Source organism: Mycobacterium sp. NGS67 (assembly GCF_059812185.1).
Genome location: NZ_JCALCF010000010.1, coordinates 115651 through 138462, shown reverse-complemented (window position 1 = coordinate 138462; position 22812 = coordinate 115651). Strand labels below are relative to the sequence as shown.

Sequence of the window (22812 nt, the reverse complement as noted above, 5' to 3'; positions counted from 1 at the left end):
ATCAGCCTTGCGTCGGGTAGCTCACCCCGGTGAGCCGTTCGGAGATGTCCCAAAGTCGTTGACAGTCAGCGTCATCGGCGGCGCGAGCGGGGATCTTGGCCTCGGTCACACCGCCGCCGGCCGCCTCGTACACACCGCGCGGCCCGTAGAACACGCCGCCCTCGGCCGCCGGGGTGGCGGCGGCGTAAAGGGCCGGCAGGATCCCTTCGTCGATCTCCTGCCACATAAACGGCGCATAGCGCCAGGACGTCGTGTACAGGCGCTGCATCAGCGAAGGCTTCTCGCGACCGCGTGAGGGACCGCTGATCTGCAGGTTCGTCTTGGTCAATCCCGGGTGCGCGGCGTTGGAGACGATGCCCCACCCGCCGGCGCGACTGCGCTTGTCGAGTTCCCGGGCGAACATCAGGACCGCCAGCTTGGACTGACCGTAGGCAGTCATCGGAGCGTATGACTTTTCGAACTGCAGATCGTCGAAGTGGATGCGGCCCCGGCGTGCGGCGAGACTGCTCAGCGACACCACCCGAGCGTTGGCGGCGGCACGCAACAGCGGCAACAGATGGCCGGTGAGCGCGAAGTGGCCCAGATGGTTACTGCCGAACTGCAATTCGAAGCCGTCCGAGGTGGTGTCGCGTTCCGGTGGGGTCATGACGCCGGCGTTGTTGATCAGGATGTCGATGGGTCGGCCCAGTGCGGTCAGGTGCTCGCCCAGGGCCGCGACCGAGGACAGTGACGACAGGTCGAGCGATTTGATGGTCAGCTTGGCATCGGGTACCACGCTGCGGATCTCCTCGATGGCGGCCTCACCCTTGGCTTGGTTGCGGATGGCCATCACCACGTCGGCCCCGGCCGCCGACAACCGCTTGGCCAGGCCGAACCCCAGGCCGCTGTTGGCTCCGGTGACTACCGCCAACTTGCCGGACAGATCGGGCACCGAGGCGACGAGATCGCTGGCCATCGGAGGGCTCCTTTTCGTTGTCGGATCGGGCGTGCAACCAGTGTCCCCTCCTGGGTCGGGTTCGCGCGCGGGACCCTGCTTTCTGTTGCCTTGTCGCGGTGACACACTGCGTGGATGAACAGCAGACGGGTCGCCAAGATCACGCTGGTGATGGCCATCGTGATGTTGGTGGTGTCGGTGGTCGGGTTTGTCACCACCCTGGTGCTCAACGCGTTCGTCCTCGACGATTTCGACGCCTACGGTGAGGTGCCCGTCCCCGGCGGCGGCAGCGTGCAGCTGCCGGCCGGCGACGTGACCGTCAGCCTGCACGCCCTGGTAGCCGGTGGTGGAAGGGGAGGCGGCCTACCGGTACCGCCGCTAGGCATTACCATCCGGCCGCCCGAGGGCGTGGCGCAGCCGCAAGTAACCGAAAGTATCGGCAGCACAACAACAATCAACAACGATGCACACGTGCGGGTGTGGAACGTGCGGGTGCCCGCGGAGGGCACCTATCAGGTGGTGACTGACGGTAAGGTCGGCGGATACATCAACCCGCGTCTGGCCTTCGGGCATCAGAGTTCATACGGGTATCTGGTGTGGGTGTTCGTCGCGATTTTCGTGATCGGGCTGATCGACCTGGCGGTGTCCATCGCCTGGCTGAGCCGGAGTCGGCGGGTGCTGCCGGTGAGTCAACCGTTTCTTTCTGTTCCGGCGCTCCAGCCGTACGAGCCCTCTGGGGAGGGGGTGCGAGTCGAACGGCTCAAGACACTTGCCGCGTTGCGGGATTCGGGTGCGCTGACCGAGGACGAGTTCCAGGCCGAGAAGCGGCGCATTCTGGACGGGTTCTAGGCCTCCCGCGCGAGGGTCCGCAGATGTACGCCGACACGCCGCTACGACTGGCATTTTGCGCGCGCTCGCCAAAGGCAGAGGGCCCTCGGCAGACGGTCGCGCTGGAGGCTGCTCAGTGTCCGCGCTTGACCCACTGCTCGTAGTTGACGATCTCGTCGCCGATCGTCGTGTCGTCACCGTGGCCGGTGTGCACGACGGTGTCGCCGGGCAGTTTGCCGAGTTGCTCCGAGATCGACTGCAGGATGGTCGGGAAACTCGAGTAGGAGCGCCCGGTGGCGCCGGGGCCGCCGGAGAACAAGGTGTCGCCGCTGAACACGACGCCGAGATCGTGGGCGTACCAGCACACCGAGCCGGGGGAGTGGCCGGGCGTGTGCAGGGCGCGCAGTTCAGTCCCCGCGATCTTCACTGTCTCGTCGTCGGCAATGGCGCGAAAGTCGCTGTCCGGGTGCGTCATTCGCCACAACACCTCGTCGGCGGGATGAAGCAACACCGGCGCGTCGAGCGCTCGGCCGAGTTCGGGTGCCACGGTCACGTGGTCGTTGTGCCCGTGCGTGCACACCACCGCAATCACATGACGACCACCGACCGCTTCGATAATCGGCTCGGCGTCGTGAGCGGCGTCGAACACGATGACGTTGGAGTTGTCGCCGACCAGCCAGATGTTGTTGTCGACTTCCCAACTGCCGCCGTCGAGTTCGAAGGTGCCGTGCGTCACCACGCGATCGATCGCCACCATTACAGCATCACCACCGAGCGCAATACCTTGCCGTCGTGCATCTTGTGGAAAGCCTCCTCGATGTCGTCTAACCCGATCCGCTCGGAGACAAACTCCTCCAACGGCAACCGGCCCTGCAGGTACAGGTCGATCAGGGTGGGGAAGTCGCGCTCGGGCAGGCAGTCGCCGTACCACGACGACTTCAGCGAGCCGCCGCGGGAGAAGAAGTCGACCAGCGGCATGTCCAGGCGCATGTCGGGTGTCGGGACGCCCACCAGCACCACGGTTCCGCCGAGGTCGCGGGCGTAGAACGCCTGCTTCCACGTCTCGGGTCGGCCGACGGCGTCGATCACCACGTTGGCGCCGAAGCCGTCGGTCAGGTCCTGGATGGTCTCGACGACATCGAGTTCGCGCGCGTTGACGGTGTGGGTGGCGCCGAACTTGCGGGCCCAGTCCAACTTCGTGTTGTCGGTGTCGACGGCGATGATCGTGCGGGCCCCGACGAGCGCGGCTCCGGCGATCGCGGCGTCACCGACACCGCCGCAGCCGATCACCGCGACGGTGTCATCGCGGATGACGGCCCCGGTGTTGATGGCCGCGCCGATGCCGGCCATCACTCCGCAGCCCAGCAACCCGGCGACGGCGGGATCGGCCTCGGGCTTGACCTTCGTGCATTGGCCGGCGGCGACGAGCGTCTTGTCGGCGAAGGCTCCGATGCCCAGCGCGGGCGTCAGTTCGGTGCCGTCGGTCAGTGTCATCTTCTGCTCGGCGTTGAAGGTGTCGAAGCACAGATGAGGCCGGCCGCGCTTGCAGGCCCGGCACTGTCCGCAGACCGCGCGCCAGTTCAGCACGACGAAGTCACCCGGCTCGACGGCCGTCACGCCCGGGCCGACCGCCTCGACCGTGCCCGCGGCCTCGTGTCCGAGCAGGAACGGGTATTCGTCGTTGATGCCGCCCTCGCGATAGGTCAGGTCGGTATGGCAGACGCCGCAGGCGGTGATGTCGACGACGACTTCACCGGGTCCCGGGTCGGGGATGACGATGTCGACCAACTCGACGGGCTGGCCTTTGGCTCGTGAAATCACGCCTCGCACTGTCTGACTCATGGGTTCAACCTACTGTTGGTCGCCATACATCGCGCGGCCGCCCGTCTAGTCGGTCGTCACGGTGTAGCGTCGCCCGCGTGACGGTCTCTCAAACCGAAACCGGCGAGGCGTTCAGTGAGCGAATAGTCGCCGCCATCGACAGCGCCAGCCTCGCGTTGTTGTTGAGCATCGGACATCAGACCGGCCTGTTCGACACCATGGCCGGCCGGCCGGCCGCCACCAGCGCGCAAATCGCCGAGGCAGCCGGACTCGACGAGCGCTATGTCCGGGAATGGTTGGGCGGCATGACCACTGGGCACGTCGTCGACTACGACCCCGCGACTTCCACCTACTCGCTGCCCGACCACCGGGCCCAAGCACTGACGCGCGCGGCGGGGCCGAACAATCTGGCCGGAGTGGCGCAATTCCTGCCGCTGCTGAGCAACGTCGAGCAGCAGATCATCGGCTGCTTCCGGGACGGCGGCGGCGTGCCCTACAGCGAGTTCCCGCGCTTCCACAAGCTGATGGCCGAGGAGAGCGGAGCCGTATTCGACGCCACTCTGGTCGACGTGGTGCTGCCCCTGGTCGACGGTCTCGTCGAGCGGTTGCGCGACGGGATCGACGTCGCCGACTTCGGTTGCGGCAGCGGACATGCGATCAACGTGATGGCGCAGGCGTTCCCGGCGAGCCGCTTCACCGGCATCGATTTCTCGGACGAAGCCATCACCGTCGGCAAGGACGAAGCGGCCCGGCTGGGTCTGACCAACGCCGCGTTCGAAAGTCGCAATCTGGCGCAGCTGGATGACTCTGCCTTGTTCGACCTGATCACCGTCTTCGACGCCATCCACGACCAGGCGCAGCCGGCGCGGGTGCTGGAGAACATCCACCGGGCGCTGCGGCCGGGCGGCGTCCTGCTGATGGCCGACATCAAGGCGTCGAGCCGGCTCGAGGAGAACATCGGCCGGCCGATGAGCGTCTACCTCTACACGACATCCCTGATGCATTGCATGACGGTGTCGCTGGCTCTGGACGGCGCCGGGCTGGGCACCGCGTGGGGAACGCAGCTGGCGGTTTCGATGCTGCAGGACGCGGGGTTCGCCGACGTCACTGTGGCCGAGATCGACGGGGACCCGCTCAACAACTACTACATCGCGCACAAATGACCGCTCTCGAAGCGCTCGGCGACTGGCCCGTCTCCAACGCCGCCGCCGCCGTCGTCGGCCCGGATGGCGTGCTGGCCACCCACGGCGACACCGCCCGCGAGTTCGCGCTGGCGTCCGTCACCAAACCGGTCGTCGCGCGTGCCGCGCAGATCGCCGTCGAAGAAGGGGTGGTCGACCTCGACACTCCGGCAGGCCCGCCGGGATCCACCATCCGGCACCTGCTGGCGCATGCGTCGGGACTGGCGATGCTCTCCGGTGACGTGCTGGCCAAGCCGGGCGCCCGGCGCATCTATTCCAATCACGGCTTCGCCGTGCTGGCCGAGACGATCGAGCGGGAGTCCGAGATCGGCTTCGCCGATTACCTGGTCGAGGCGGTGTGCGAGCCGCTGGGCATGACATCGACCCGGCTGGATGGCGGCGCGGCCGAGGCGGGGTTCGGGGCGACCTCGACGGTCGACGACCTGGCGCTGTTCGCCGGCGACCTGCTGCGTCCGGCGTTGGTGTCCGAGCAGATGCACGGCGACGCGACCAGCGTGCAGTTCCCGGGTCTGAACGGGGTGTTGCCGGGGTACGGCGCCCAACGGCCCAACGATTGGGGGCTGGGCTTCGAGATCCGGGACTCCAAGTCGCCGCACTGGACCGGTTCGCGCAACTCGGCACGCACCTACGGCCATTTCGGGCAGTCGGGTGGATTCATCTGGGTGGACCCGGACGCGGACCTGGCGCTGGTGGTGCTCACCGACCGCGATTTCGGCGACTGGGCTTTGGAGCCGTGGCCCGCGCTCGCCGATGCGGTGCTGCAGCAGGAAAATGCACACTAGCGCAACACAGGCATCACAGGGCACAATAGACACGCACGACACACGAAAAATTGCTTGCTCGGGTTCACCAGGTCGTTGGGGAAGACGTCCCTCGTGGAACCGAAGGAGCAAGAGATGCGTGCGTCGAATCAGTTTGCCGACGTGACGGCCGGTGTGGTGTACGTGCACGCCTCCCCAGCGGCGGTGTGCCCGCATGTGGAGTGGGCGTTGTCGTCGACCCTGCAGGCCAAGGCGAACTTGGTGTGGACTCCGCAACCGGCCATGCCCGGACAGTTGCGCGCGGTCACCAACTGGGTGGGGCCGGTCGGGACCGGTGCCCGGTTGGCGAACGCGTTGCGCTCCTGGTCGGTCTTGCGGTTCGAGGTCACCGAGGACCCGAGTCCCGGTGTCGACGGCCACCGGTTCAGCCACACCCCGCAGCTCGGGTTGTGGAGTGGGGCGATGAGCGCGAACGGCGACATCATGGTGGGGGAGAATCGGCTGCGCATGCTGATGGCGCAAGGCGCCGACACCCTGGCCGCCGAGATGGATTCGGTGCTGGGTACCGCGTGGGACGACGCACTCGAGCCCTACCGCGACGGTGGTGACACCGGCGAGGTGACCTGGCTCAGCCGGGGCGTGGGTTAGTTCCCCCCGCGAGCAGACGCAAAAGCCCCCAATTCGTGCCGAATTGAGGGGCTTTTGCGTCTGCTCGGCGGGTTAGGTGACCGGTTTCGCGGAGACGGGAATGTCGACGTTGCCTTTGCATGTCCCACTGGCGATGTCGGTGTGGAAGACGCCGGTGAGAATCCCGTACTGCCCCGGCGTGTAGACGGTTATCGATTTCGCGGGCGCGTACTCGACGGTGCCGTCGGGCAGCAGGCAGTCCCACTGCCACGTCATCTCCCGCACCCACTGCGCACCGTTCCAGGTGAATTCGATTGTCGGCGGCATGGATTCGTTTTTGGGTGGCGACGGGTTCGTCACGGTGGCGACGCAGACACCCGCCGCGCAGGTCGAACTGATGGTGACATTGCTGCGGTGCGCGAATTCGTTCTGACTGGCCGCCACGCTGGTGCCGCTCTTTGCGTTGGCCGACAGCGTGACGAGGTACTCGCCGTTCCAGGACGCGACTTCACTCGCATAGGCCGTCGGCACCTGGCACAGCAGAGCAACGAGAGCGGCGGACCCAACCAAGGCGGGGCTGCGGAAACCCGGCATGCCCGAAATGTCGCGGCCAGCGACCCTTTCGTTACACCTTTTTGGGGCGCAACACCTGCAATGCCGCCGGCACGGCGGAGATCTCGGCGGGCAACGGGCAGGCGAAGTCGCCGTCGGCGTACACGTTGATGCCGGGACATTCGACTGCGACCGTCTTGGCTCGCGCGGTGGTCACCGCATCGAGCTCCACGTGCGTTCCCTTGAGTGCGGTAGGGAAGAAGCGGACCAATTCCATCCGCGATTCCGACTTGACCATGGTCAGGTCGAGCAATCCGTCGGTGCGATCGGCGTTGGGGCAGATCAGCATCCCGCCGCCGTAGCTGCGAGTGTTGCCGAAAGCCGTCATCGTCAGATCTGTTTCGATTTCCTGCTTTCCGTCGAGCACCAGCCGGAACGGCAACATGCGCAGCTGAGAAAGCTCGGCGAACATCGCGAGGTAATACCGGAGCCGGCCATGAGGCCACCTCATCCGGTTGGCCCGGTCGGTGACCAGCGAGTCGAATCCGGTTGCCGCCACGGTGCCGAACCATTTTTCGACACCGTCGGTGTCCTTGATGCGGCCCAGGTCGATGGTTTCCGCCCACCCGTCCACAACGACATCCGCGGCGGCTTCGGGATCCTTTGTGGGAATACCGAATTCGCGCGCGTGGTCGTTGCCGGTGCCGGCCGGGATGATCCCCAACGGCACGTCGGTACCCGCCAGCACCTGCAGCGCGTTGGTGATGACGCCGTCGCCACCGGTGACCATGACTGCGTCGGTGCCCTTTTCGACGGCGGCGCCGAGCAGATATCGGGCGCCCTCGGCGTTCTCGCCGACGATCTCGATGACGTCCACACCGCGCTGGTGAAGCCGGGCGACGGCCCGCTGCGATGCCTCGACCGCAGCGCCGTGCCCTGACAACGGATTGGTCAGGGCGGTGACTTTCGCGATCTCGCGCCGACCCAGCTGTCCGGTTGCCGGCTGCTGTCGCGTCACGGAATCAGCTTGCCGGGGTTGAGGATTCCGCCGGGGTCGAGCGTCGCTTTCACTGCGCGCAACACTTCGACGCCCAGATCGCCCACCTCGTCGCGCATCCAGGCCCGGTGGTCGGCGCCGACAGCGTGGTGATGGGTGATGGTTCCGCCGGTGGCCATGATCGCGTCGCACGCGGCCTTCTTCGCGGCCCACCACTGCTCGAGCGGGTTTCCGCGCTGTCCGGCGACGACGGTGAAGTACAGCGAAGCGCCGGTCGGGTAGACGTGCGACACGTGACACATCACCAACGCCGGGGTACCCGACTCACCCAGCGACGTCGTAAGTGCTTCGGTGACAGCGGCTTTGAGCGCCGGGATGTTGGACCAGTCGGTGGCGGTCTCCAGAGTCTCACAGAGCGCACCGGCGGCCAGCAGCGAGTCGCGCAGGTAGGGCGCGCTGAACCGGCCGTGTTCCCAGGTCTTGGCGGGTTCTTCGCCAAGTGACTTGCCGCCGTGAGCTTCCAGCACGGCGCGGGTCTCGGCGTGCCGGCTTTCGGTGTGCTCCGGGGTTCCCTCGAACAGGGTCAGGCCCAGGCAGCCGCCGGTGTCTTGCTTCTCGCCGATCGTCTCGTGGGTGGCCAGGCTGATTCCCGTCTCGGCTTCGTCGGAAAGCCGCACGATGGTCGATCCGGTGCCGGTCTGGGTGATGGCGCGCAAGGCTTCGACACCGGTGGCGAAGTCGGGGAAGGACCACGCCTCGTAACGGGTGGTCTCGGGGACCCGGTGCACCCGGAGGCGGACTTTGGTGATGACGCCCAGGGTGCCTTCGGAGCCGATCGCGACCTGCCGCAGGTCCGGCCCCGCCGCCGAAGCGGCCACCCGGCCCAGATCCCAGATCCCCACCGGGGTGACCATGCGAAGGCCGAGGATCATCTCGTTGAATCGGCCGTAACCCGCCGAATCCTGGCCCGAGGACCGGGTCGCGGCGAAGCCGCCGATGGTGGCGTACTCGAAACTCTGCGGGAAATGACCCAACGAGAACCCGTGTTCGCCCAGCAGGCGTTCGGCTTCCGGGCCGGTGACGCCGGCGCCCAGTTCGGCGATCCCCGATATCTCGTCGAGGGAATGCAACTCGTCGAAGCGGCGCAGATCCAACGAGATCACCGCCTTGAACTGGCCGCGGGTGGGATCCAGGCCGCCGGTGACATTGGTGCCCCCGCCGAACGGGACGACCGCGATGCCGTGGTCGGAGCAGTAGCGCAATATTTCGAGCAACGTCTCGTCATCGCCGGGCAGTAGCACCGCGTCCGGCGCATCTTGGACGCCGCGGTCCTTGCGGCGCAGCATGTCCGGAGTGGACTTGCCCCCGGCACGCAGCACCCGGTCGCGGTCGGCGGTGCGGAAGTACTGGGCGCCGACGATCTTGGCCAGCCCGTCGTGATCCTGTTTCGACAGACTCGAGGGACGCACCTTCACCTCGTCGAGACTGAGCTCGGCCTCGTCGGATTCTTCGAGCCCCACAACTTGTTTGAGCAGGGAACGGATTCCGTCGGAGAGTGGTTTGGCCGCAGCGGGATCTCCCCACGCGTTCCATTTCATCGGCGGAAGGTATTCCTCGGTGTGCGTCATGCGTTACAGTATTACACATGCTGTCAATCAGTAACGATGCGAATGTGGATGCCGGGGATCGCATCCTGGCGGCGGCAGCGAGCTGCGTGGTGGATTACGGTGCCGATCGGGTGACGCTCGCCGAGATCGCCCGTCGTGCCGGTGTAAGCCGCCCGACGGTCTACCGGCGCTGGCCCGACACACAGTCGATCATGTCGACAATGCTGACCAACCACATCCGAAACGTGATGCGGGAGGTGCCATTTGACGGCAATGATCGCGAGGCCGTGGTCAGACAGGTGGTGTCGGTGGCCGACCGGTTGCGGCGTGACGACGTGATCATGTCGGTGATGCACTCCGAGCTGGCCCGCGTCTACATCACCGAGCGGTTGGGCACCAGCCAGCTGTTTCTGATCGAGGGACTGGCGTCGCGGTTGGAGATGGCGCAACGGTCCGGCACGGTGCGGGCCGGCGATCCACGTCAGCTGGCGACGATGATCCTGTTGATTGCCCAGTCCACCATCCAATCCGCCGACATCGTCAAACCGATCCTGGACGACGAAGCGCTCGCGACTCAACTCACCTACACACTGAACGGATACCTGTCCTGATGGCTGTCTCGACCGCTCTGAACGCCGCGCGCCGCACCGCAGACCTCGAGGCTCTGGCCGACGGGGAGCCGTTGGACGTCGTAGTGATCGGCGGCGGTATCACGGGCGTCGGCATCGCGCTGGATGCTGCGTCGCGCGGGTTGCGGACGGCGCTGGTGGAGAAGCACGATCTGGCCTTCGGCACCAGCCGGTGGAGTTCGAAGCTGGTGCACGGGGGCCTGCGCTACCTGGCGAGCGGTAACGTGGGCATCGCCCGGCGCAGTGCCGTCGAACGCGGAATCCTCATGTCGCGCAACGCTCCTCATCTGGTGCACGCGATGCCGCAACTCGTGCCGCTGTTGCCGTCGATGAATCACGGGAAGCGCGCACTGGTGCGCGCCGGCTTTCTCGCCGGGGATGCGTTACGGGTGCTGGCGGGCACGTCGTCGTCGACACTGCCCCGATCGCGCCGGATCTCGGCACGTCGCGTCATGGAGATGGCCCCGACGGTTTCGCCGGACGGACTGGCGGGCGGATTCCTCAACTACGACGGGCAGTTGATCGACGACGCCCGACTGGTCACCGCCGTGGCCCGCACCGCCGCCCAGCACGGCGCCCGCATCCTCACCTATGTCGCGGCCTCCGACGCCACCGCCACCTCGGTGCGGTTGACCGACCTGCGCACCGGTGAGTCGTTCGACGTGTCGGCCGGCGCGGTCATCAATGCCGCCGGGGTGTGGGCCGGTGACATCGATCCGGCGCTGAAGTTACGGCCAAGCCGGGGAACACATTTGGTATTCGACGCCAGCGCATTCGGTAATCCTGTTGCGGCCCTGACGATTCCGATTCCAGGCGAGCTCAACCGCTTTGTGTTCGCCATGCCCGAACAGCTCGGCCGAATCTACCTCGGGTTGACCGACGAAGACGCGCCGGGACCGATTCCCGATGTGCCAGAACCCACTTCGCAAGAAATCTCGTTCCTGTTGGACACGGTGAACACCGCGTTGGGGACCAAGGTCGGGCCGTCGGATGTGATCGGCGCCTACGCCGGATTGCGGCCGCTCATCGATGCCGGCGGGGGCAAGACCGCCGACGTTTCGCGTGATCACGCTGTTTTCGAGTCTCCGACCGGAGTCATCAGCGTGGTGGGCGGCAAACTGACCGAATACCGCTACATGGCCGAGGATGTGCTGAACCGCGCCGTCGCAGTACGCCAGTTGCGCGCCGCTGAGTGCCGCACCCGCAACCTTCCGTTGATCGGGGCGCCGGGCAACCCGGGTTCGACGTCGGCGCCGCGTGCTGGGCTGCCGGAGTCGCTGGTGGCACGCTACGGATCCGAGGCGTCCGCCGTCGTCGCCAACGCGTCCTGCGAGCGGCCGACGGAACCGGTCGCCGACGGTATCGACGTCACCCGGGCGGAGTTCGAGTACGCAGTGACCCACGAGGGTGCCCTGAGTGTCGACGACATCCTGGATCGCCGGACCCGCATCGGTCTGGTGCAGCGTGACCGCCTTCAAGTGGTTGCAGTGGCCTCGGAGTTCCTGGCGGGCGTGGGGTGATCCGGTTCGACTCGGCCGGGTGCGGGTACGAATCCTCACGATGAACACCGACTGCTCACCGCAGAAGTGGGCGCGCGACGAGATCACCGTCACCGATCCCAGCGCCATGCGCCAGGCGATCGCGGGCACCGCGATCGGAAACATCATGGAGTGGTACGACTTCGGCATCTACGGCTTTATCGCTACCACGCTCGCGCAGGTGTTCTACCCCGGCAACAGCGCCAGCGCCGTCCACCTCATCGCCACCTTCGGCACGCTGGCCGCGGCGTTCGTGGTGCGTCCGCTCGGCGGCATGATCTTCGGACCGCTCGGTGACCGCATCGGACGCAAACGGGTGCTGGTGATCACGATCCTGATGATGACGGCCGGGACGACGATGAGCGGCTTGCTGCCCGGGTACAGCGCGATCGGGATGTGGGCGCCGATCCTGTTGGTCCTCGCGCGAGTGTTCCAGGGCCTGTCCACCGGCGGCGAGTTTGTGGGGGCCATGACGTATCTGGTGGAACAGGCGCCAGATCGTAAGCGCGGCATGCTCGTCGGATTTCTCCCGTTGGGCAATCTGATCGGATTCGTCGTCGCCGGATTCTTCGTGACGGGTTTGCAGGCGTGGCTGCCCTCGGAGGACTGGTTGGCGTGGGGGTGGCGGGTGCCGTTGCTGTTGGCGGCGCCGATGGGTCTGATCGCGCTGTACATGCGGCTGCGACTCGACGAGTCACCGGCGTTCAAGCAGATGAGCGAGACCGCTGAGGAAGGTGGGCAGTTTCGGCGCACGGTCGTCGAGCAGTGGCGGCCGATGCTGATCTGCGCTGCCCTGGTGCTGACCTCGCAGGTCGCCGATTTCATGGTCACCGGATATCTGCCGACCTATCTGAAAACCGTTGTGCGAGTGAGCGAGACAGCGGCGCTGGTGATGATCGTGGCCACCTTGGCCGTGCTGATGGCGACAATCGTGTTCGTCGCGCGGTTGTCGGACCGGGTTGGCGTGAAGCCGATCATGCGGACGGGATGCGCTCTGCTGATCGTGGCTTCGATACCGGCGTTCCTGCTGATGCGATCCGGCGGGGCTTACCTGGTGGTCTTCGGCGGTGTGCTGCTGGTCGGGCTGATGGAACTGTGCTTCGACAGCACGACGCCTTCTGCGTTGCCGGCGCTGTTTCCGACCCGGGTGCGCTACGGGGCGCTGGCCATCTCCTACAACCTGTCGATTTCCACCGTCGGCGGTATCACTCCGCTGATCGCGCAAGCGCTGATTTCGAGCACCGGCAACACCATGGTGCCCGCCTACATGCTGATGGTCGCCGGCGTGGTGGGCGTGGTGACACTGCTGTTCACACCGGAAGTCGCCGGCAAGCCGCTGCCGGGGTCGGGTCCCTCGGTCGAGACCGAAGAAGAGGCGGACGCACTGTCCGCCCAGGATCGGTGAGCAGACGCAAAAGCCCCCAAAATCCTACGATTTCGGGGGCTTTTGCGTCTGCTCGCGGGACAAAGGTGACCTACAGCGGGATGTTCTTGTGGCGGCCGCGGCGGGCGGGCGCCTGAGCCAGCGCCTCGGTCAGCTTGCTGCGGGTGTGCGACGGGTCGATCTTCTCGTCCACCACACCGATGTCGATAGCGCTGTCCACGCCACCGGCAATGCGCTCGTGCTCGGCGGCCAGCTCGTTGTGCAGCGCCTCGCGCTCGTGCTCTGGCGCGGCGGCCAGCTTGCGCTTGTGCAGGATGCCGACCGCGGCCTTGGCGCCCATCACCGCAACCTCGGCGTCCGGCCAGGCGAACACCTTGGTCGCGTTCAGCGAGCGGGAGTTCATCGCAATGTAGGCCCCGCCGTAGATCTTTCGCGTCACCAGGGTGACCCGCGGAACGGTGCACTCACCGAACGCGTGCAGCAGTTTGGCGCCGCGTCGCACCACGCCGCCCCACTCCTGGTCGACACCGGGCAGGTAACCCGGCACGTCGACGATGACCACCAGCGGGATACCGAACGCGTCGCACAACCGCACGAAACGTGCTGCCTTCTCGGCACTTTCGGAGTTCAGGCAGCCACCCAGGCGCAGCGGGTTGTTGGCCAGCACGCCGACCGTGCGACCCGAGAGCCGGCCCAACCCGACCACCATCGACGGCGCCCACTTGGCCTGGAATTCGGCGAACGGCGCGTTGTCGTCCAGGATCGCGGTCACGATCGGGTGCACGTCGTAGGCGCGGCGGGCCGACTCGGGCAGCAGCGCCTTGATGTCGGTGTCGCCGGCCTCGGCCTTGCTGCGGTCGAAATGCCCTTGCTGGCAGAACAATCCGACCAACTCGCGGCCACGCTGGTAGGCGTCGAGCTCGTCGTCGGCAACGATGTGGCACACACCGGACTTCTTGTGGTGTGTTTCCGGACCGCCCAGCGAGGCCATGTCCACGTCCTCGCCGGTGACGCTGCGCACCACGTCGGGACCGGTGACGAAGACCCGGCTCTCCGGGGCCATCACGATGACGTCGGTCAGCGCCGGACCGTAGGCGGCGCCGCCGGCCGCGAAGCCGACGACCACCGAGATCTGCGGAATGTAGCCCGACGCGCGGATCATCGCCTCGAACACCGTGCCCACCGCGTGCAGTGCCCGCACACCCTCGGCGAGCCGGGCACCGCCGGAGTGCCAGATGCCCACGATGGGGCTCTGCTCCTCGATGGCGAGGTCGTAGGCGTCGACGATGTGCTGGCAACCCTCGGTGCCCATGGCGCCACCCATCACGGTGCCGTCGGTGCAGAAGGCGATCGTGCGCACGCCGTTGACGGTGCCGGCTGCGGCGAGCAGACCGGAACGGTCCCGCTCGTGCAGCAGCTCGACACTGCCGTCGTCGAAGAACGTGTTCAGACGCAACAGCGGATCGCGTGGGTCGAGCGACTCGCCAACCGTCTCCGGGGCCATGATTGTCATCGCAGGTCTCCTAGTTCCGGGTGTTGCTCTGGTTTATCCGACGGACCTTGGCTTTTTCTTGGTGCTCCGTCAGTAACGCCCGAACGCGATGGCCACGTTGTGGCCGCCGAATCCGAACGAGTTGTTGATCGCGTAGTTGTAGTTGCCGTTCCGCGGCTTGCCGTGCACCACGTCCAGATCGATCTCCGGGTCCTGGTTGACCAGGTTCAGAGTCGGCGGAATCACCTGGTCGCGCAACGCGAGCACGGTCAGGATGGACTCCACCGCGCCGACCGCGCCGACCGAGTGCCCGAGGGCGCCCTTAGGTGCGTACACCGCCGGATTGTTGCCGCCCAGCGCGTTGTTGATGGCCCGGCCCTCGGCCACGTCGCCCACCTGAGTGCCGGTGGCGTGGGCGTTGACGTGGTCGATGTCGTCGGGGGACAGACCCGCGAGCTGGATCGCCCGCGAGATCGCGTGCCCGGCGCGGATTCCGTTGGGGTCGGGAGCAACCATGTGGAAGCCGTCGGAGGTGATGCTGGCACCCATGATGCGCGCCAGGATGTTGGCGCCCCGGGCCTTGGCGTGCTCCTCGGTTTCGATCGTCATCAACGCCGCGGCCTCACCGAAGACGAACCCGTCCCGGTCCTTGTCGAACGGGCGACAGGCACCGGCGGGGTCGTCGTTGTTGGTGGACATGACAATTCGCATGTTGGCAAAACCGGCGATCGGCACGGCCTCGATCTTGGTCTCCACGCCACCGCAGATCGCCATGTCGGCTTCACCGAGCGCGATCTGCTGCCAGGCGTGGGCGATACCCTCGGCACCGGACGCGCACGCCGAAATCGGGGTCATGACACCGGCTTTGGCGTGCCGTTCCAGGCCGATCGCCGCGGCCGCACCGTTGGGCATGTACTTCTGCACGGTCAACGGGGAGATGGCGCGGAAGCCACGCACCCGCATGTCGTCGTAGCCGAAGACCAGCTCTTCGGCAGACCCCAAGCCGGTGCCGACGGACACCATCAACCTGTTGGTGTCGACCTCCGGCGAGCCGGCGTTCTCCCAGACCCGACGGCCGAGGATGGTCGACATCCGCTGCAGATAACCGGTCCGGCGCAGCTCGACGCGCGTGAGCTGGTCGTCGAACTCCTCCAACAGATGGCCGCCGATCTTGACCGGCAGATCGAACTCCTCGACGAAGTCGTCCTCGAGAGTCCGGATTCCACTTTGGCCGTCGAGCAGGCACTTCCATGTGTTCTCGGCGTCGGTTGCCAGAGCGGTCGTCATGGCAATGCCGGTAACGACGATGTTCGGGAAAGCCTTCCCGGTAACCAACTCTGTCATGGTTGTTGCCAACGTTCCTTCCTACTTGTCCGGCTCGTACCGGGCCGTGTGCGGGCCCGCGTCTCGCCGGACGCCGTGCTCAGTAGCGCCCGAAAGCAAGCGCCACGTTGTGACCACCGAAACCGAACGAGTTGTTGATCGCATAGCGGTACTCGCCGGAACGAGGTTCGCCCGCGACCACATCGAGGTCGATCTCTGGATCGGGGGTCTCATAGTTCAGCGTCGGTGGAATGACTCCGTCCCGAAGGGTCAACACCGTCAGCACTGATTCCAGCGCGCCAACAGCGCCGATCGAGTGCCCGAGCGCCGACTTCGGCGCATAAACGGCGGCGGATTCGCACCCGGCCGCCCGGATCGCGTTGGCTTCGGCCGCGTCGCCGATCGGCGTCGCGGTCCCGTGTGCGTTGACGTGGTCGATGTCACCGGGGGACAGGCCGGCCAGCTCCATCGAACGGGTCATGGCCTTGCCGGCGCGTTCGCCGTTGGGGTCCGGCGCCACCATGTGGAAGGCATCCGAGGTGATACCGGCGCCCATCAGCCGGGCCAACGGCTTGGCGCCGCGGGCCTTGGCGTGCTCTTCGGTCTCGATGATCATCATCGCCCCGGCCTCACCGAACACGAAGCCGTCCCGGTCCTTGTCGAACGGACGTGACGCACGCTCGGGCTCGTCGTTGCGTGTCGACATGGCCCGCATCATCGAGAACGCCGCGATCGGCAGCGCTTCGATGGGCCCTTCGACCCCACCGCAGACGGCGAAGTCAGCATCGCCCATGACGATCTGTCGCCACGCGTGCGCGATGGCCTCCGAGCCCGACGAACAGGCCGAAACCGGTGTGATGACACCGCCGCGGGCGCCGAGCTGCAAGCCCACCACCGCCGCGGCGCCGTTGGGCATGATCATCTGAACGGCGAGCGGAGACACCTTGCGGGGGCCGCCCTCGTTCATCAGGTCATAGCTCTCCACGATGCGCTCTGCGCCACCCAGTCCGGTGCCGACCACGACGCTGAAGCGGTCGGGATCGACCTCGGGGGCGCCTGCGGTCTCCCACAGTTGCCCGCTGAGCAACTTGGCCAGCCGCTGGACGTAGGACATACGCCGCAGGTCCAGTCGGCCCATGTGGTTGTCGACGGGTTCCTTCAGGTGCCCACCGATCTTGGCTGGTAGGTCCCATTTGGTGACGAACTCGTCTTCGAGGACGCGGATGCCGCTTTCGCCGGCCAACAAGCCCTTCCACGTGCTCTCGACGTCCGGCGCGATCGAAGTCGTCGCCGCGACGGCGGTTACCACAACGCTGGGGTAACCGCCATTAGCAGTGGAAGGCTTGGTCACTTGCTGTCCGCTTCCAGCCTGGACTTGGCGTTGGCGACAGCCTCGGGGTTCTCGGTCTCCAGCTTGGCGCGCAGCGCCTCGGCGGCCTCGGGGTTCTCTTCCTCGAGCTTCTGGATGTAGGCGACGACGTCACCGACGGTGCGCAGACCGGCCAGGTCCTCGTCGGGGATCTTCACGCCGTACTTGTCCTCGGTCTGCACGGCGATCTCGACCATCGACAGCGAGTCGATGTCCAGGTCGTCGACGAACGACTTCTCCGGGGTGACCTCGGAGGGCTCGATGCCGGTGACCTCTTCGATGATCTCGGCAATACCGGCGATGATTTCTTCCTGACTGACGGCCACAGTAGTTCCCTTCGTGATGTGTTGTGTGTAAACCGATTTGACGTACTTTTGTGGGTTCTGGATCAGCGGCGGTTACAGATTCGCCAACTCGTCCAGATCTGCGGGTGACTTGACGGCGCGCGCCGGAATCCCCCGAAGTTCGCGTTTGGCGATACCGCTCAGAGTGCCCGCGGGCGGGAACTCCACGATCGCCGTGACTGTGTGCTCGCGGATGAACGCTGTGCACAGATCCCAGCGCACCGGCCGGGTCAGCTGAGAAACCAGGGCGGTCATCGCCGCGGCCGCATCGGCGACCGGCTTCCCGTCGTAGTTGGACAGCAGTGTGGTGGTGGGCTCGGCGGTGGTGATGCCGGCCGCGGCCGCCGCGTAGCCGTCCAGGGCGGGTGCCATGAACTCGGTGTGGAACGCCCCGGCGACACCCAGCGCGCGCACCCGGGCCTTGGCCGGCGGGTCCTCGGCGAGCTTCTCCAGGGCGGTCAGCCGGCCGGCGGCGACGATCTGGCCGGCGGCGTTGCGGTTGGCCGGGACCAGGTCGAGCTGCTCGAGACGAGTCAGGACCTCGGCCTCGTCGCCGCCCAGGACCGCGGACATGCCGGTGGGCTCGGCGGCGCAGGCCTTGGCCATCTCGGCGCCGCGGGTGGCGGCAAGCATGACGGCGTCGTCGGCGGCGAGCACCCCGGCGATCGCGTAGGCGGCGATCTCGCCGACGGAGTGACCGGCCACGATCGTGTCCCGGTCCGCCAGCAGGCCGCGCCTGGTCAGCTCCTGGTGGGCGAGCAGGGTGGTGGCCACGATCAGCGGCTGGGCGATCGCGGTGTCAGTGATCTCTTCCGTCGACGCGGTGGTGCCCAATCGGGCCAAGTCCAGGCCGCTGGCCTGTGACCATGCGGCGATCTGGTCTGCTGCACCCGGCAGTTCCAGCCACGGCGACAGCATTCCTTCACTCTGGGAGCCCTGTCCGGGCGCAAGCAATGCGATCACGTGTCTAAGAGAACACTGTGAAGACGGTTTTGCGGGGTGTAACAGATTATGAACCTCGTCTTAGGTTTTTGTATACCTTCTACAAAATAGCCTCGTAAGCTACATGTTTGATACCGGGTCGCGATCTGTCATCTGAGTCACTATCTCCCCGAGGGGGCTCCGATACCCCCTCTGACCGGGGACGGAAGCTGCGGGATAGCAATGTTGGCGGCGTTCGCGGGATGCGTTGGGTAGTTGAGCTGACCAACCGTCGCCGCCACGCGCAGCACATATGCGTCACGCGGCTGAGTGGGATCGCGCCCGGTGAAGTCGGTGATCCGCTTGAGCCGGTAGCGGACGGTGTTTGGATGAACGAACAACTTCCTGGCACAGGCCTCAATCGCGCCGCCAGAATCTAAGAAAGCGTCCAAGGTTTCGACCAGGGTCGGGCCGGCGTCGGCCAGGGGGCGCATGACGTCGGTATGCAGCGCCACGATTGCCGAGGCGTCCCCCATCAAGGCCCGCTCCGGCAGCAATTCGCGGGCCAGGACGGGGCGCGGCGCCCCGCGCCACCCGGCGACGGCGTTCATCCCGGAGATCGCTTCGCTGGCGCTGTGGTACGCGGCCGTGAGCATCGGCGCGGTAGGGCCGATCACCACCGGGTCGTCGGAAAAGGCCGTTAGCAGTTCCTTCAAGAACTTGTCGGTCGGTGACAGGTGGCCGGAGACGATGGCAACCAGCCAGGTGCCGTGCACGTCGGTGAGGGCTGCGCGACCGTGTCGGGCGGCGATGTCGCGGACGTCCTGGCTGGCGCGGCCGCTGTCGGCGCTGTCCCGTCCGGGTGCCGGCGTGCCCACCACAACGGTGGCCGGCGCGGTGGTATCCCAGTTCAGCGCGGCCGCCCGGGACAGCAGTTCGGCCCCGGTGTCGCCGCGTACGACGGCGTCGACGACGCTGGCCTCCATCCGGCTGTCCCACGCGCCGCGGGCCTCGGCGGCATCGGCGTAGGCGGTGGCGGCGGTGAACGCCAGATCCCGGCTGTACTTGAGGATCCCGACTGTCAGGGCGGTCAACTGCTCTTCCGAGCGGGCCAGCAACGGCACCACCTCTTCGAAGAACTCCATGGTCACCCGGACCATGTCCACGGTGTGGCGCAGCGCGATGCGCCGGGTCAGGTCCTGGGGGACGAGTTCGAAGGCCTGGGCGGTGTAGCTGACGTTGCTGTGCGGGTCCTGCATCCACTCCACGAAGTTGACCACCGCCGTCTGCACCACCAGTGCCACGCTGGCGCGCTGCGAGGCTTCCAGGTCGGCGAAGAACGGCAACCGTTCCTGCATGGCGGAGACGGCCTCGGTGGAGAGCCGGCCGGAATACTGCTTGAGCCTCCGCAACAGCGAGTCGGGCACGGTGTCCAGCATCTCCAGCGGCGACCGGAGGCGTTCACGCTGCGCAAACTGGTTGTCGTTCACACCTAAAAGCTACGCCCGTTTTCTGGAAGGTTTCGCCAAAGTCTCCGCTGGGGTGGGTCACGCTGGCGTGACGTTCGCCGACGAATGCCACTCCAGCGTGACGCTCGGCGGCGTGGGGGCCTCGACTCCCGACGTGCGGCTGGCCGCGCGCTCGGCGGCGTGGGGCGAGCAGCTAGGCCACGCCTGGGTCTGAGGTCTGCTCGGGCGCGGCCAGCACGTCGTCGATCTTGTACTGCCGGGCCGCCTTGACGGCCACCGACTGGTCGATCTCCCCGTCGCGGGCTAGCGCCTCGAGTACCGCCACCACCTGGGATTCGGCGTCGGTGTTGAAGTAACGCCGCGCGGCGGGCCGGGTGTCGGAGAACCCGAACCCGTCGGTGCCGAGGGTGACGTAGGTGCCGGGCACCCACGGCCGGATCTGTTCGGGCACCGCGCGCATCCAGTCCGAGACCGCGACCACCGGGCCGCGGCAGCCGGCGAGCACCTTGGTGACATAGGCCTCGCGCGGCGCCTGGTCCGGGTTGCGCAGCCGTTCCTTCTCCACGGCCACACCGTCGCGGTTCAACTCGCCCCAGCTGGTCACCGACCACACGTCGGCGGCCACGTCCCACTCTTCGAGCATCTCGGCCGCCTTGAGCGCGGCCGGCATCGACACTCCGGACACCAGGATGTGCGCGGAATGGCCGCGCTCCTCTTTGGCGGCGCGGTAACGGTAGATGCCGCGCAGCAGGCCGTCGGGATCGAAGTCTTCCGGCTCGGGCGGCTGCGCGTAGGGCTCGTTGTAGAGAGTGATGTAGAAGTAGACGTTCTCCGGGTTCTCGCCGAACATCCGCGCCAGGCCGCTCTCCACGATGTAGGCGATCTCGTAGGCGAACGCCGGGTCGTAGGACACCACCGCGGGGTTGGTGGCGGCCAGCAGCAACGAATGCCCGTCAGCGTGCTGCAGGCCCTCACCGACGAGCGTGGTGCGCCCGGCGGTGGCGCCCAGCGCGAACCCGCGGGTCATCTGGTCGGCCGCGGCCCACAGTCCGTCGCCGGTGCGCTGGAACCCGAACATCGAATAGAAGATGTAGACCGGGATCATCGGCTCGTTGTGGGTGGCATACGAAGTGCCGGCCGCGGTGAAGGACCCCACTGATCCGGCTTCGTTGATGCCTTCGTGCAGGATCTGCCCGACTTCGCTTTCCTTATAGGCCAGCATCAGTTCAGCGTCCACAGCGGTGTAGAGCTGGCCGTTGCGGTTGTAGATCTTGAGCGACGGGAACCACGAGTCCATCCCGAACGTGCGGGCCTCGTCGGGAATGATCGGCACGATCCGCTTGCCGATCTCTTTGTCGCGCAACAACTCTTTGAAGGTCCGGACCAGCGCCATGGTGGTGGCGACCTCTTGTTTGCCGGAGCCCTTCTTGAGCGCTTTGTAGGTGTCGCGGCCGGGCAGCGTCAGCGCTTTGGCCTTGGTGCGGCGCTCCGGGACGAATCCGCCCAGGGTGCGGCGACGGTCCAGCAGGTAACGGATTTCGGGTGCGTCCGGGCCGGGGTGGTAGTACGGCGGCAGGTACGGGTCTTCTTCCAGCTTGTCGTCGCTGATCGGGATCCGCATCGAGTCGCGGAAACGCTTGAGGTCTTCCAGCGCAAGCTTTTTCATCTGATGGGTGGCGTTGCGGCCCTGGAAGTGCGCGCCCAGTGAATAGCCCTTGATGGTCTTGGCCAGGATGACCGTGGGCTGTCCCTTGTGCGCCATCGCGGCGTGATAGGCGGCGTAGACCTTGCGGTAGTCGTGCCCACCGCGCTTGAGATTCCAGATTTCGGAGTCACTCATGTTCTCGACCAACGCCTTGGTGCGCGGGTCGCGGCCGAAGAAGTGGTCGCGCACGTAGGCGCCGTCGTTGGCCTTGTAGGTCTGGTAGTCGCCGTCCGGGGTGCTGTTCATCAGGTTCACCAGCGCGCCGTCCCGGTCGGCGTGCAGCAGTGCGTCCCACTCGCGACCCCACACCACCTTGATCACGTTCCAGCCGGCACCGCGGAAGAACGACTCCAGCTCCTGGATGATCTTGCCGTTGCCGCGCACGGGGCCGTCCAGGCGCTGCAGGTTGCAGTTGATCACGAAGGTCAGGTTGTCCAGGCCCTCGAGCGCGCCGACGTGGGCCAGCCCGCGGCTTTCCGGCTCGTCCATCTCGCCGTCGCCCAGAAAGCACCACACATGCTGATTGGAGGTGTCTTTGATGCCACGGTCGTGCAGGTAATGGTTGAACCGTGCCTGGTAGATGGCGTTGAGCGGGCCCAGGCCCATCGACACGGTGGGAAACTCCCAGAAATCAGGCATCAATCGCGGGTGCGGATAGGACGGCAACCCACCGCCGGCATGGCTGTGTTCCTGGCGGAAGCCGTCCAGGCGGTCTTCGCTGAGCCGGCCTTCGAGGTACGCGCGGGCGTAGATGCCGGGGGAGGCGTGGCCCTGGATGTAGACGTGATCGCCGCCGCCGGGGTGCGACTTGCCGCGGAAGAAGTGGTTGAACCCGACCTCGTAGAGCGCGGCCGAAGACGCATAGGTCGAGATGTGGCCGCCTACACCGACGCCGGGCCGTTGCGCGCGGTGCACCATGATCGCGGCGTTCCACCTGATCCAGGTCCGATACCGGCGTTCGACGTCCTCGTCGCCGGGAAACCAAGGTTCCAGCTCGGTCGGGATGGTGTTGACGTAGTCGGTCGAGGTGAGCGCCGGGATGGAGACCCGTTGCTCGCCGGCCCGCTCCAGCATTCGCAGCATCAGATAACGCGCGCGGGCCGGACCGGAACGTTCCAGTAACGCGTCAAATGACTCCAGCCACTCCGCGGTCTCCTCGGGGTCGATGTCGGGCAGGTAGGACGCCACACCCTCGCGGATGACCCGAACGCGATCGGGTTCGCTTGTGCTGCTTGATGTTTTGGCCAGATCGTTGCGGGCGAACTCGGTTGTCAACGCACTACTCCTGTAGTTGGCGGCGTAGCTACTT

At 66.4% G+C, this 22812-nt stretch carries 21 protein-coding genes; 8 read left to right on the top strand and 13 right to left on the bottom strand.

Annotated features, from left to right (window positions below; all coding sequences use genetic code 11):
* Position 1: 1 nt before the first annotated feature.
* The gene (locus AC5Y4D_RS12035) at positions 2 to 955 is read right to left on the bottom strand and encodes an SDR family oxidoreductase (protein ID WP_499945376.1); all 954 of its coding nucleotides are present in this window, start codon (positions 953 to 955) and stop codon (positions 2 to 4) included.
* A 114-nt stretch (positions 956 to 1069) separates the two neighbouring features.
* Between AC5Y4D_RS12035 and AC5Y4D_RS12030 the strand changes: the two genes are divergently transcribed.
* Positions 1070 to 1783, top strand: a complete 714-nt coding sequence (locus AC5Y4D_RS12030; protein WP_499945378.1) for an SHOCT domain-containing protein — start codon at positions 1070 to 1072, stop codon at positions 1781 to 1783.
* A gap of 112 nt (positions 1784 to 1895) precedes the next feature.
* Here the strand turns inward: AC5Y4D_RS12030 and AC5Y4D_RS12025 are convergent, their stop codons facing one another.
* Positions 1896 to 2519, bottom strand: a complete 624-nt coding sequence (locus tag AC5Y4D_RS12025; protein ID WP_499945379.1) for an MBL fold metallo-hydrolase — start codon at positions 2517 to 2519, stop codon at positions 1896 to 1898.
* Complete coding sequence (locus AC5Y4D_RS12020; protein ID WP_499945380.1) at positions 2519 to 3604, bottom strand: S-(hydroxymethyl)mycothiol dehydrogenase; 1086 nt, start codon at positions 3602 to 3604, stop codon at positions 2519 to 2521. The genes AC5Y4D_RS12025 and AC5Y4D_RS12020 overlap by 1 nt, the downstream gene beginning before the upstream one ends.
* A gap of 77 nt (positions 3605 to 3681) precedes the next feature.
* On the opposite strand from AC5Y4D_RS12020, the gene AC5Y4D_RS12015 reads away from it, so the two are divergent.
* From AC5Y4D_RS12015 to AC5Y4D_RS12005, 3 genes are all read left to right on the top strand, one after another.
* Positions 3682 to 4746, top strand: coding sequence for a class I SAM-dependent methyltransferase (locus AC5Y4D_RS12015; RefSeq protein ID WP_500037235.1), 1065 nt, complete (start codon positions 3682 to 3684; stop codon positions 4744 to 4746).
* Complete coding sequence (locus AC5Y4D_RS12010; RefSeq protein WP_500037234.1) at positions 4743 to 5567, top strand: serine hydrolase domain-containing protein; 825 nt, start codon at positions 4743 to 4745, stop codon at positions 5565 to 5567. Before AC5Y4D_RS12015 ends, AC5Y4D_RS12010 begins: the two co-directional genes overlap by 4 nt.
* Positions 5568 to 5681: 114 nt before the next feature.
* Entirely contained in the window at positions 5682 to 6194 is a 513-nt protein-coding gene (locus AC5Y4D_RS12005; protein WP_499945384.1) for a DUF3145 domain-containing protein, read from the top strand.
* A 72-nt stretch (positions 6195 to 6266) separates the two neighbouring features.
* Here AC5Y4D_RS12005 and AC5Y4D_RS12000 read toward each other — a convergent pair whose 3' ends face one another.
* Genes AC5Y4D_RS12000 through AC5Y4D_RS11990 form a run of 3 tightly spaced genes read right to left on the bottom strand, consistent with a single transcriptional unit; the run spans position 6267 to position 9320 of the window.
* The gene (locus tag AC5Y4D_RS12000) at positions 6267 to 6767 is read right to left on the bottom strand and encodes an Rv2253 family sensor-like surface protein (RefSeq protein ID WP_499945385.1); all 501 of its coding nucleotides are present in this window, start codon (positions 6765 to 6767) and stop codon (positions 6267 to 6269) included.
* 31 nt (positions 6768 to 6798) lie between these two features.
* Positions 6799 to 7743, bottom strand: a complete 945-nt coding sequence (locus AC5Y4D_RS11995; protein WP_499945386.1) for a diacylglycerol kinase — start codon at positions 7741 to 7743, stop codon at positions 6799 to 6801.
* Positions 7740 to 9320, bottom strand: coding sequence for an FAD-binding oxidoreductase (locus tag AC5Y4D_RS11990; protein WP_499945419.1), 1581 nt, complete (start codon positions 9318 to 9320; stop codon positions 7740 to 7742). Before AC5Y4D_RS11990 ends, AC5Y4D_RS11995 begins: the two co-directional genes overlap by 4 nt.
* Before the next feature lie 47 nt (positions 9321 to 9367).
* On the opposite strand from AC5Y4D_RS11990, the gene AC5Y4D_RS11985 reads away from it, so the two are divergent.
* From AC5Y4D_RS11985 to AC5Y4D_RS11975, 3 genes are all read left to right on the top strand, one after another.
* On the top strand, positions 9368 to 9940 hold the full coding sequence (locus tag AC5Y4D_RS11985; RefSeq protein WP_499945387.1) for a TetR/AcrR family transcriptional regulator: 573 nt from the start codon (positions 9368 to 9370) through the stop codon (positions 9938 to 9940).
* Entirely contained in the window at positions 9940 to 11478 is a 1539-nt protein-coding gene (locus tag AC5Y4D_RS11980; protein ID WP_499945388.1) for a glycerol-3-phosphate dehydrogenase/oxidase, read from the top strand. The genes AC5Y4D_RS11985 and AC5Y4D_RS11980 overlap by 1 nt, the downstream gene beginning before the upstream one ends.
* A 106-nt stretch (positions 11479 to 11584) precedes the next feature.
* Positions 11585 to 12901, top strand: a complete 1317-nt coding sequence (locus AC5Y4D_RS11975; RefSeq protein WP_500037265.1) for an MFS transporter — start codon at positions 11585 to 11587, stop codon at positions 12899 to 12901.
* A 70-nt stretch (positions 12902 to 12971) separates the two neighbouring features.
* Here AC5Y4D_RS11975 and AC5Y4D_RS11970 read toward each other — a convergent pair whose 3' ends face one another.
* The 6 genes from AC5Y4D_RS11970 to AC5Y4D_RS11945 form a co-directional block, all read right to left on the bottom strand.
* Positions 12972 to 14393: an acyl-CoA carboxylase subunit beta gene (locus AC5Y4D_RS11970; RefSeq protein ID WP_500037233.1), complete on the bottom strand. Its 1422-nt coding sequence runs from the start codon at positions 14391 to 14393 to the stop codon at positions 12972 to 12974.
* 69 nt (positions 14394 to 14462) lie between these two features.
* Positions 14463 to 15716: a 3-oxoacyl-ACP synthase KasB gene (gene kasB, locus AC5Y4D_RS11965; protein WP_499945391.1), complete on the bottom strand. Its 1254-nt coding sequence runs from the start codon at positions 15714 to 15716 to the stop codon at positions 14463 to 14465.
* Positions 15717 to 15795: 79 nt separating this feature from the next.
* Positions 15796 to 17046 carry a 3-oxoacyl-ACP synthase KasA gene (gene kasA / locus AC5Y4D_RS11960; protein ID WP_499945392.1) on the bottom strand — a complete coding sequence of 417 codons (1251 nt, stop codon included), beginning with the start codon at positions 17044 to 17046 and terminating at the stop codon, positions 15796 to 15798.
* Entirely contained in the window at positions 17043 to 17390 is a 348-nt protein-coding gene (acpM, locus tag AC5Y4D_RS11955; RefSeq protein ID WP_500037232.1) for a meromycolate extension acyl carrier protein AcpM, read from the bottom strand. The genes kasA and acpM overlap by 4 nt, the downstream gene beginning before the upstream one ends.
* 72 nt (positions 17391 to 17462) lie before the next feature.
* A complete protein-coding gene (locus AC5Y4D_RS11950; RefSeq protein ID WP_500037231.1) occupies positions 17463 to 18371 on the bottom strand; it encodes an ACP S-malonyltransferase in 909 nt (302 codons plus the stop codon).
* A gap of 140 nt (positions 18372 to 18511) precedes the next feature.
* On the bottom strand, positions 18512 to 19819 hold the full coding sequence (locus AC5Y4D_RS11945; RefSeq protein WP_500037230.1) for a PucR family transcriptional regulator: 1308 nt from the start codon (positions 19817 to 19819) through the stop codon (positions 18512 to 18514).
* A 52-nt stretch (positions 19820 to 19871) separates the two neighbouring features.
* Here AC5Y4D_RS11945 and AC5Y4D_RS11940 point away from each other — a divergent pair, with 52 nt between their 5' ends.
* A complete protein-coding gene (locus tag AC5Y4D_RS11940) occupies positions 19872 to 20012 on the top strand; it encodes a hypothetical protein (RefSeq protein WP_500037229.1) in 141 nt (46 codons plus the stop codon).
* Here the strand turns inward: AC5Y4D_RS11940 and aceE are convergent.
* The gene (gene aceE / locus AC5Y4D_RS11935; protein WP_500037228.1) at positions 19992 to 22778 is read right to left on the bottom strand and encodes a pyruvate dehydrogenase (acetyl-transferring), homodimeric type; all 2787 of its coding nucleotides are present in this window, start codon (positions 22776 to 22778) and stop codon (positions 19992 to 19994) included. The genes AC5Y4D_RS11940 and aceE overlap by 21 nt on opposite strands.
* Positions 22779 to 22812 lie beyond the last annotated feature (34 nt).

Bases quoted from the DNA above. Each gene is read 5' to 3' on its own strand.
- AC5Y4D_RS12035 (WP_499945376.1), bottom strand. From the start codon at position 955: ATGGCCAGCGATCTCGTCGCCTCGGTGCCCGATCTGTCCGGCAAGTTG.
- AC5Y4D_RS12030 (WP_499945378.1), top strand. From the start codon at position 1,070: ATGAACAGCAGACGGGTCGCCAAGATCACGCTGGTGATGGCCATCGTG.
- AC5Y4D_RS12025 (WP_499945379.1), bottom strand. From the start codon at position 2,519: ATGGTGGCGATCGATCGCGTGGTGACGCACGGCACCTTCGAACTCGAC.
- AC5Y4D_RS12020 (WP_499945380.1), bottom strand. From the start codon at position 3,604: ATGAGTCAGACAGTGCGAGGCGTGATTTCACGAGCCAAAGGCCAGCCC.
- AC5Y4D_RS12010 (WP_500037234.1), top strand. From the start codon at position 4,743: ATGACCGCTCTCGAAGCGCTCGGCGACTGGCCCGTCTCCAACGCCGCC.
- AC5Y4D_RS12005 (WP_499945384.1), top strand. From the start codon at position 5,682: ATGCGTGCGTCGAATCAGTTTGCCGACGTGACGGCCGGTGTGGTGTAC.
- AC5Y4D_RS12000 (WP_499945385.1), bottom strand. From the start codon at position 6,767: ATGCCGGGTTTCCGCAGCCCCGCCTTGGTTGGGTCCGCCGCTCTCGTT.
- AC5Y4D_RS11990 (WP_499945419.1), bottom strand. From the start codon at position 9,320: ATGAAATGGAACGCGTGGGGAGATCCCGCTGCGGCCAAACCACTCTCC.
- AC5Y4D_RS11985 (WP_499945387.1), top strand. From the start codon at position 9,368: ATGCTGTCAATCAGTAACGATGCGAATGTGGATGCCGGGGATCGCATC.
- AC5Y4D_RS11980 (WP_499945388.1), top strand. From the start codon at position 9,940: ATGGCTGTCTCGACCGCTCTGAACGCCGCGCGCCGCACCGCAGACCTC.
- AC5Y4D_RS11975 (WP_500037265.1), top strand. From the start codon at position 11,585: ATGCGCCAGGCGATCGCGGGCACCGCGATCGGAAACATCATGGAGTGG.
- AC5Y4D_RS11970 (WP_500037233.1), bottom strand. From the start codon at position 14,393: ATGACAATCATGGCCCCGGAGACGGTTGGCGAGTCGCTCGACCCACGC.
- kasB (WP_499945391.1), bottom strand. From the start codon at position 15,716: ATGACAGAGTTGGTTACCGGGAAGGCTTTCCCGAACATCGTCGTTACC.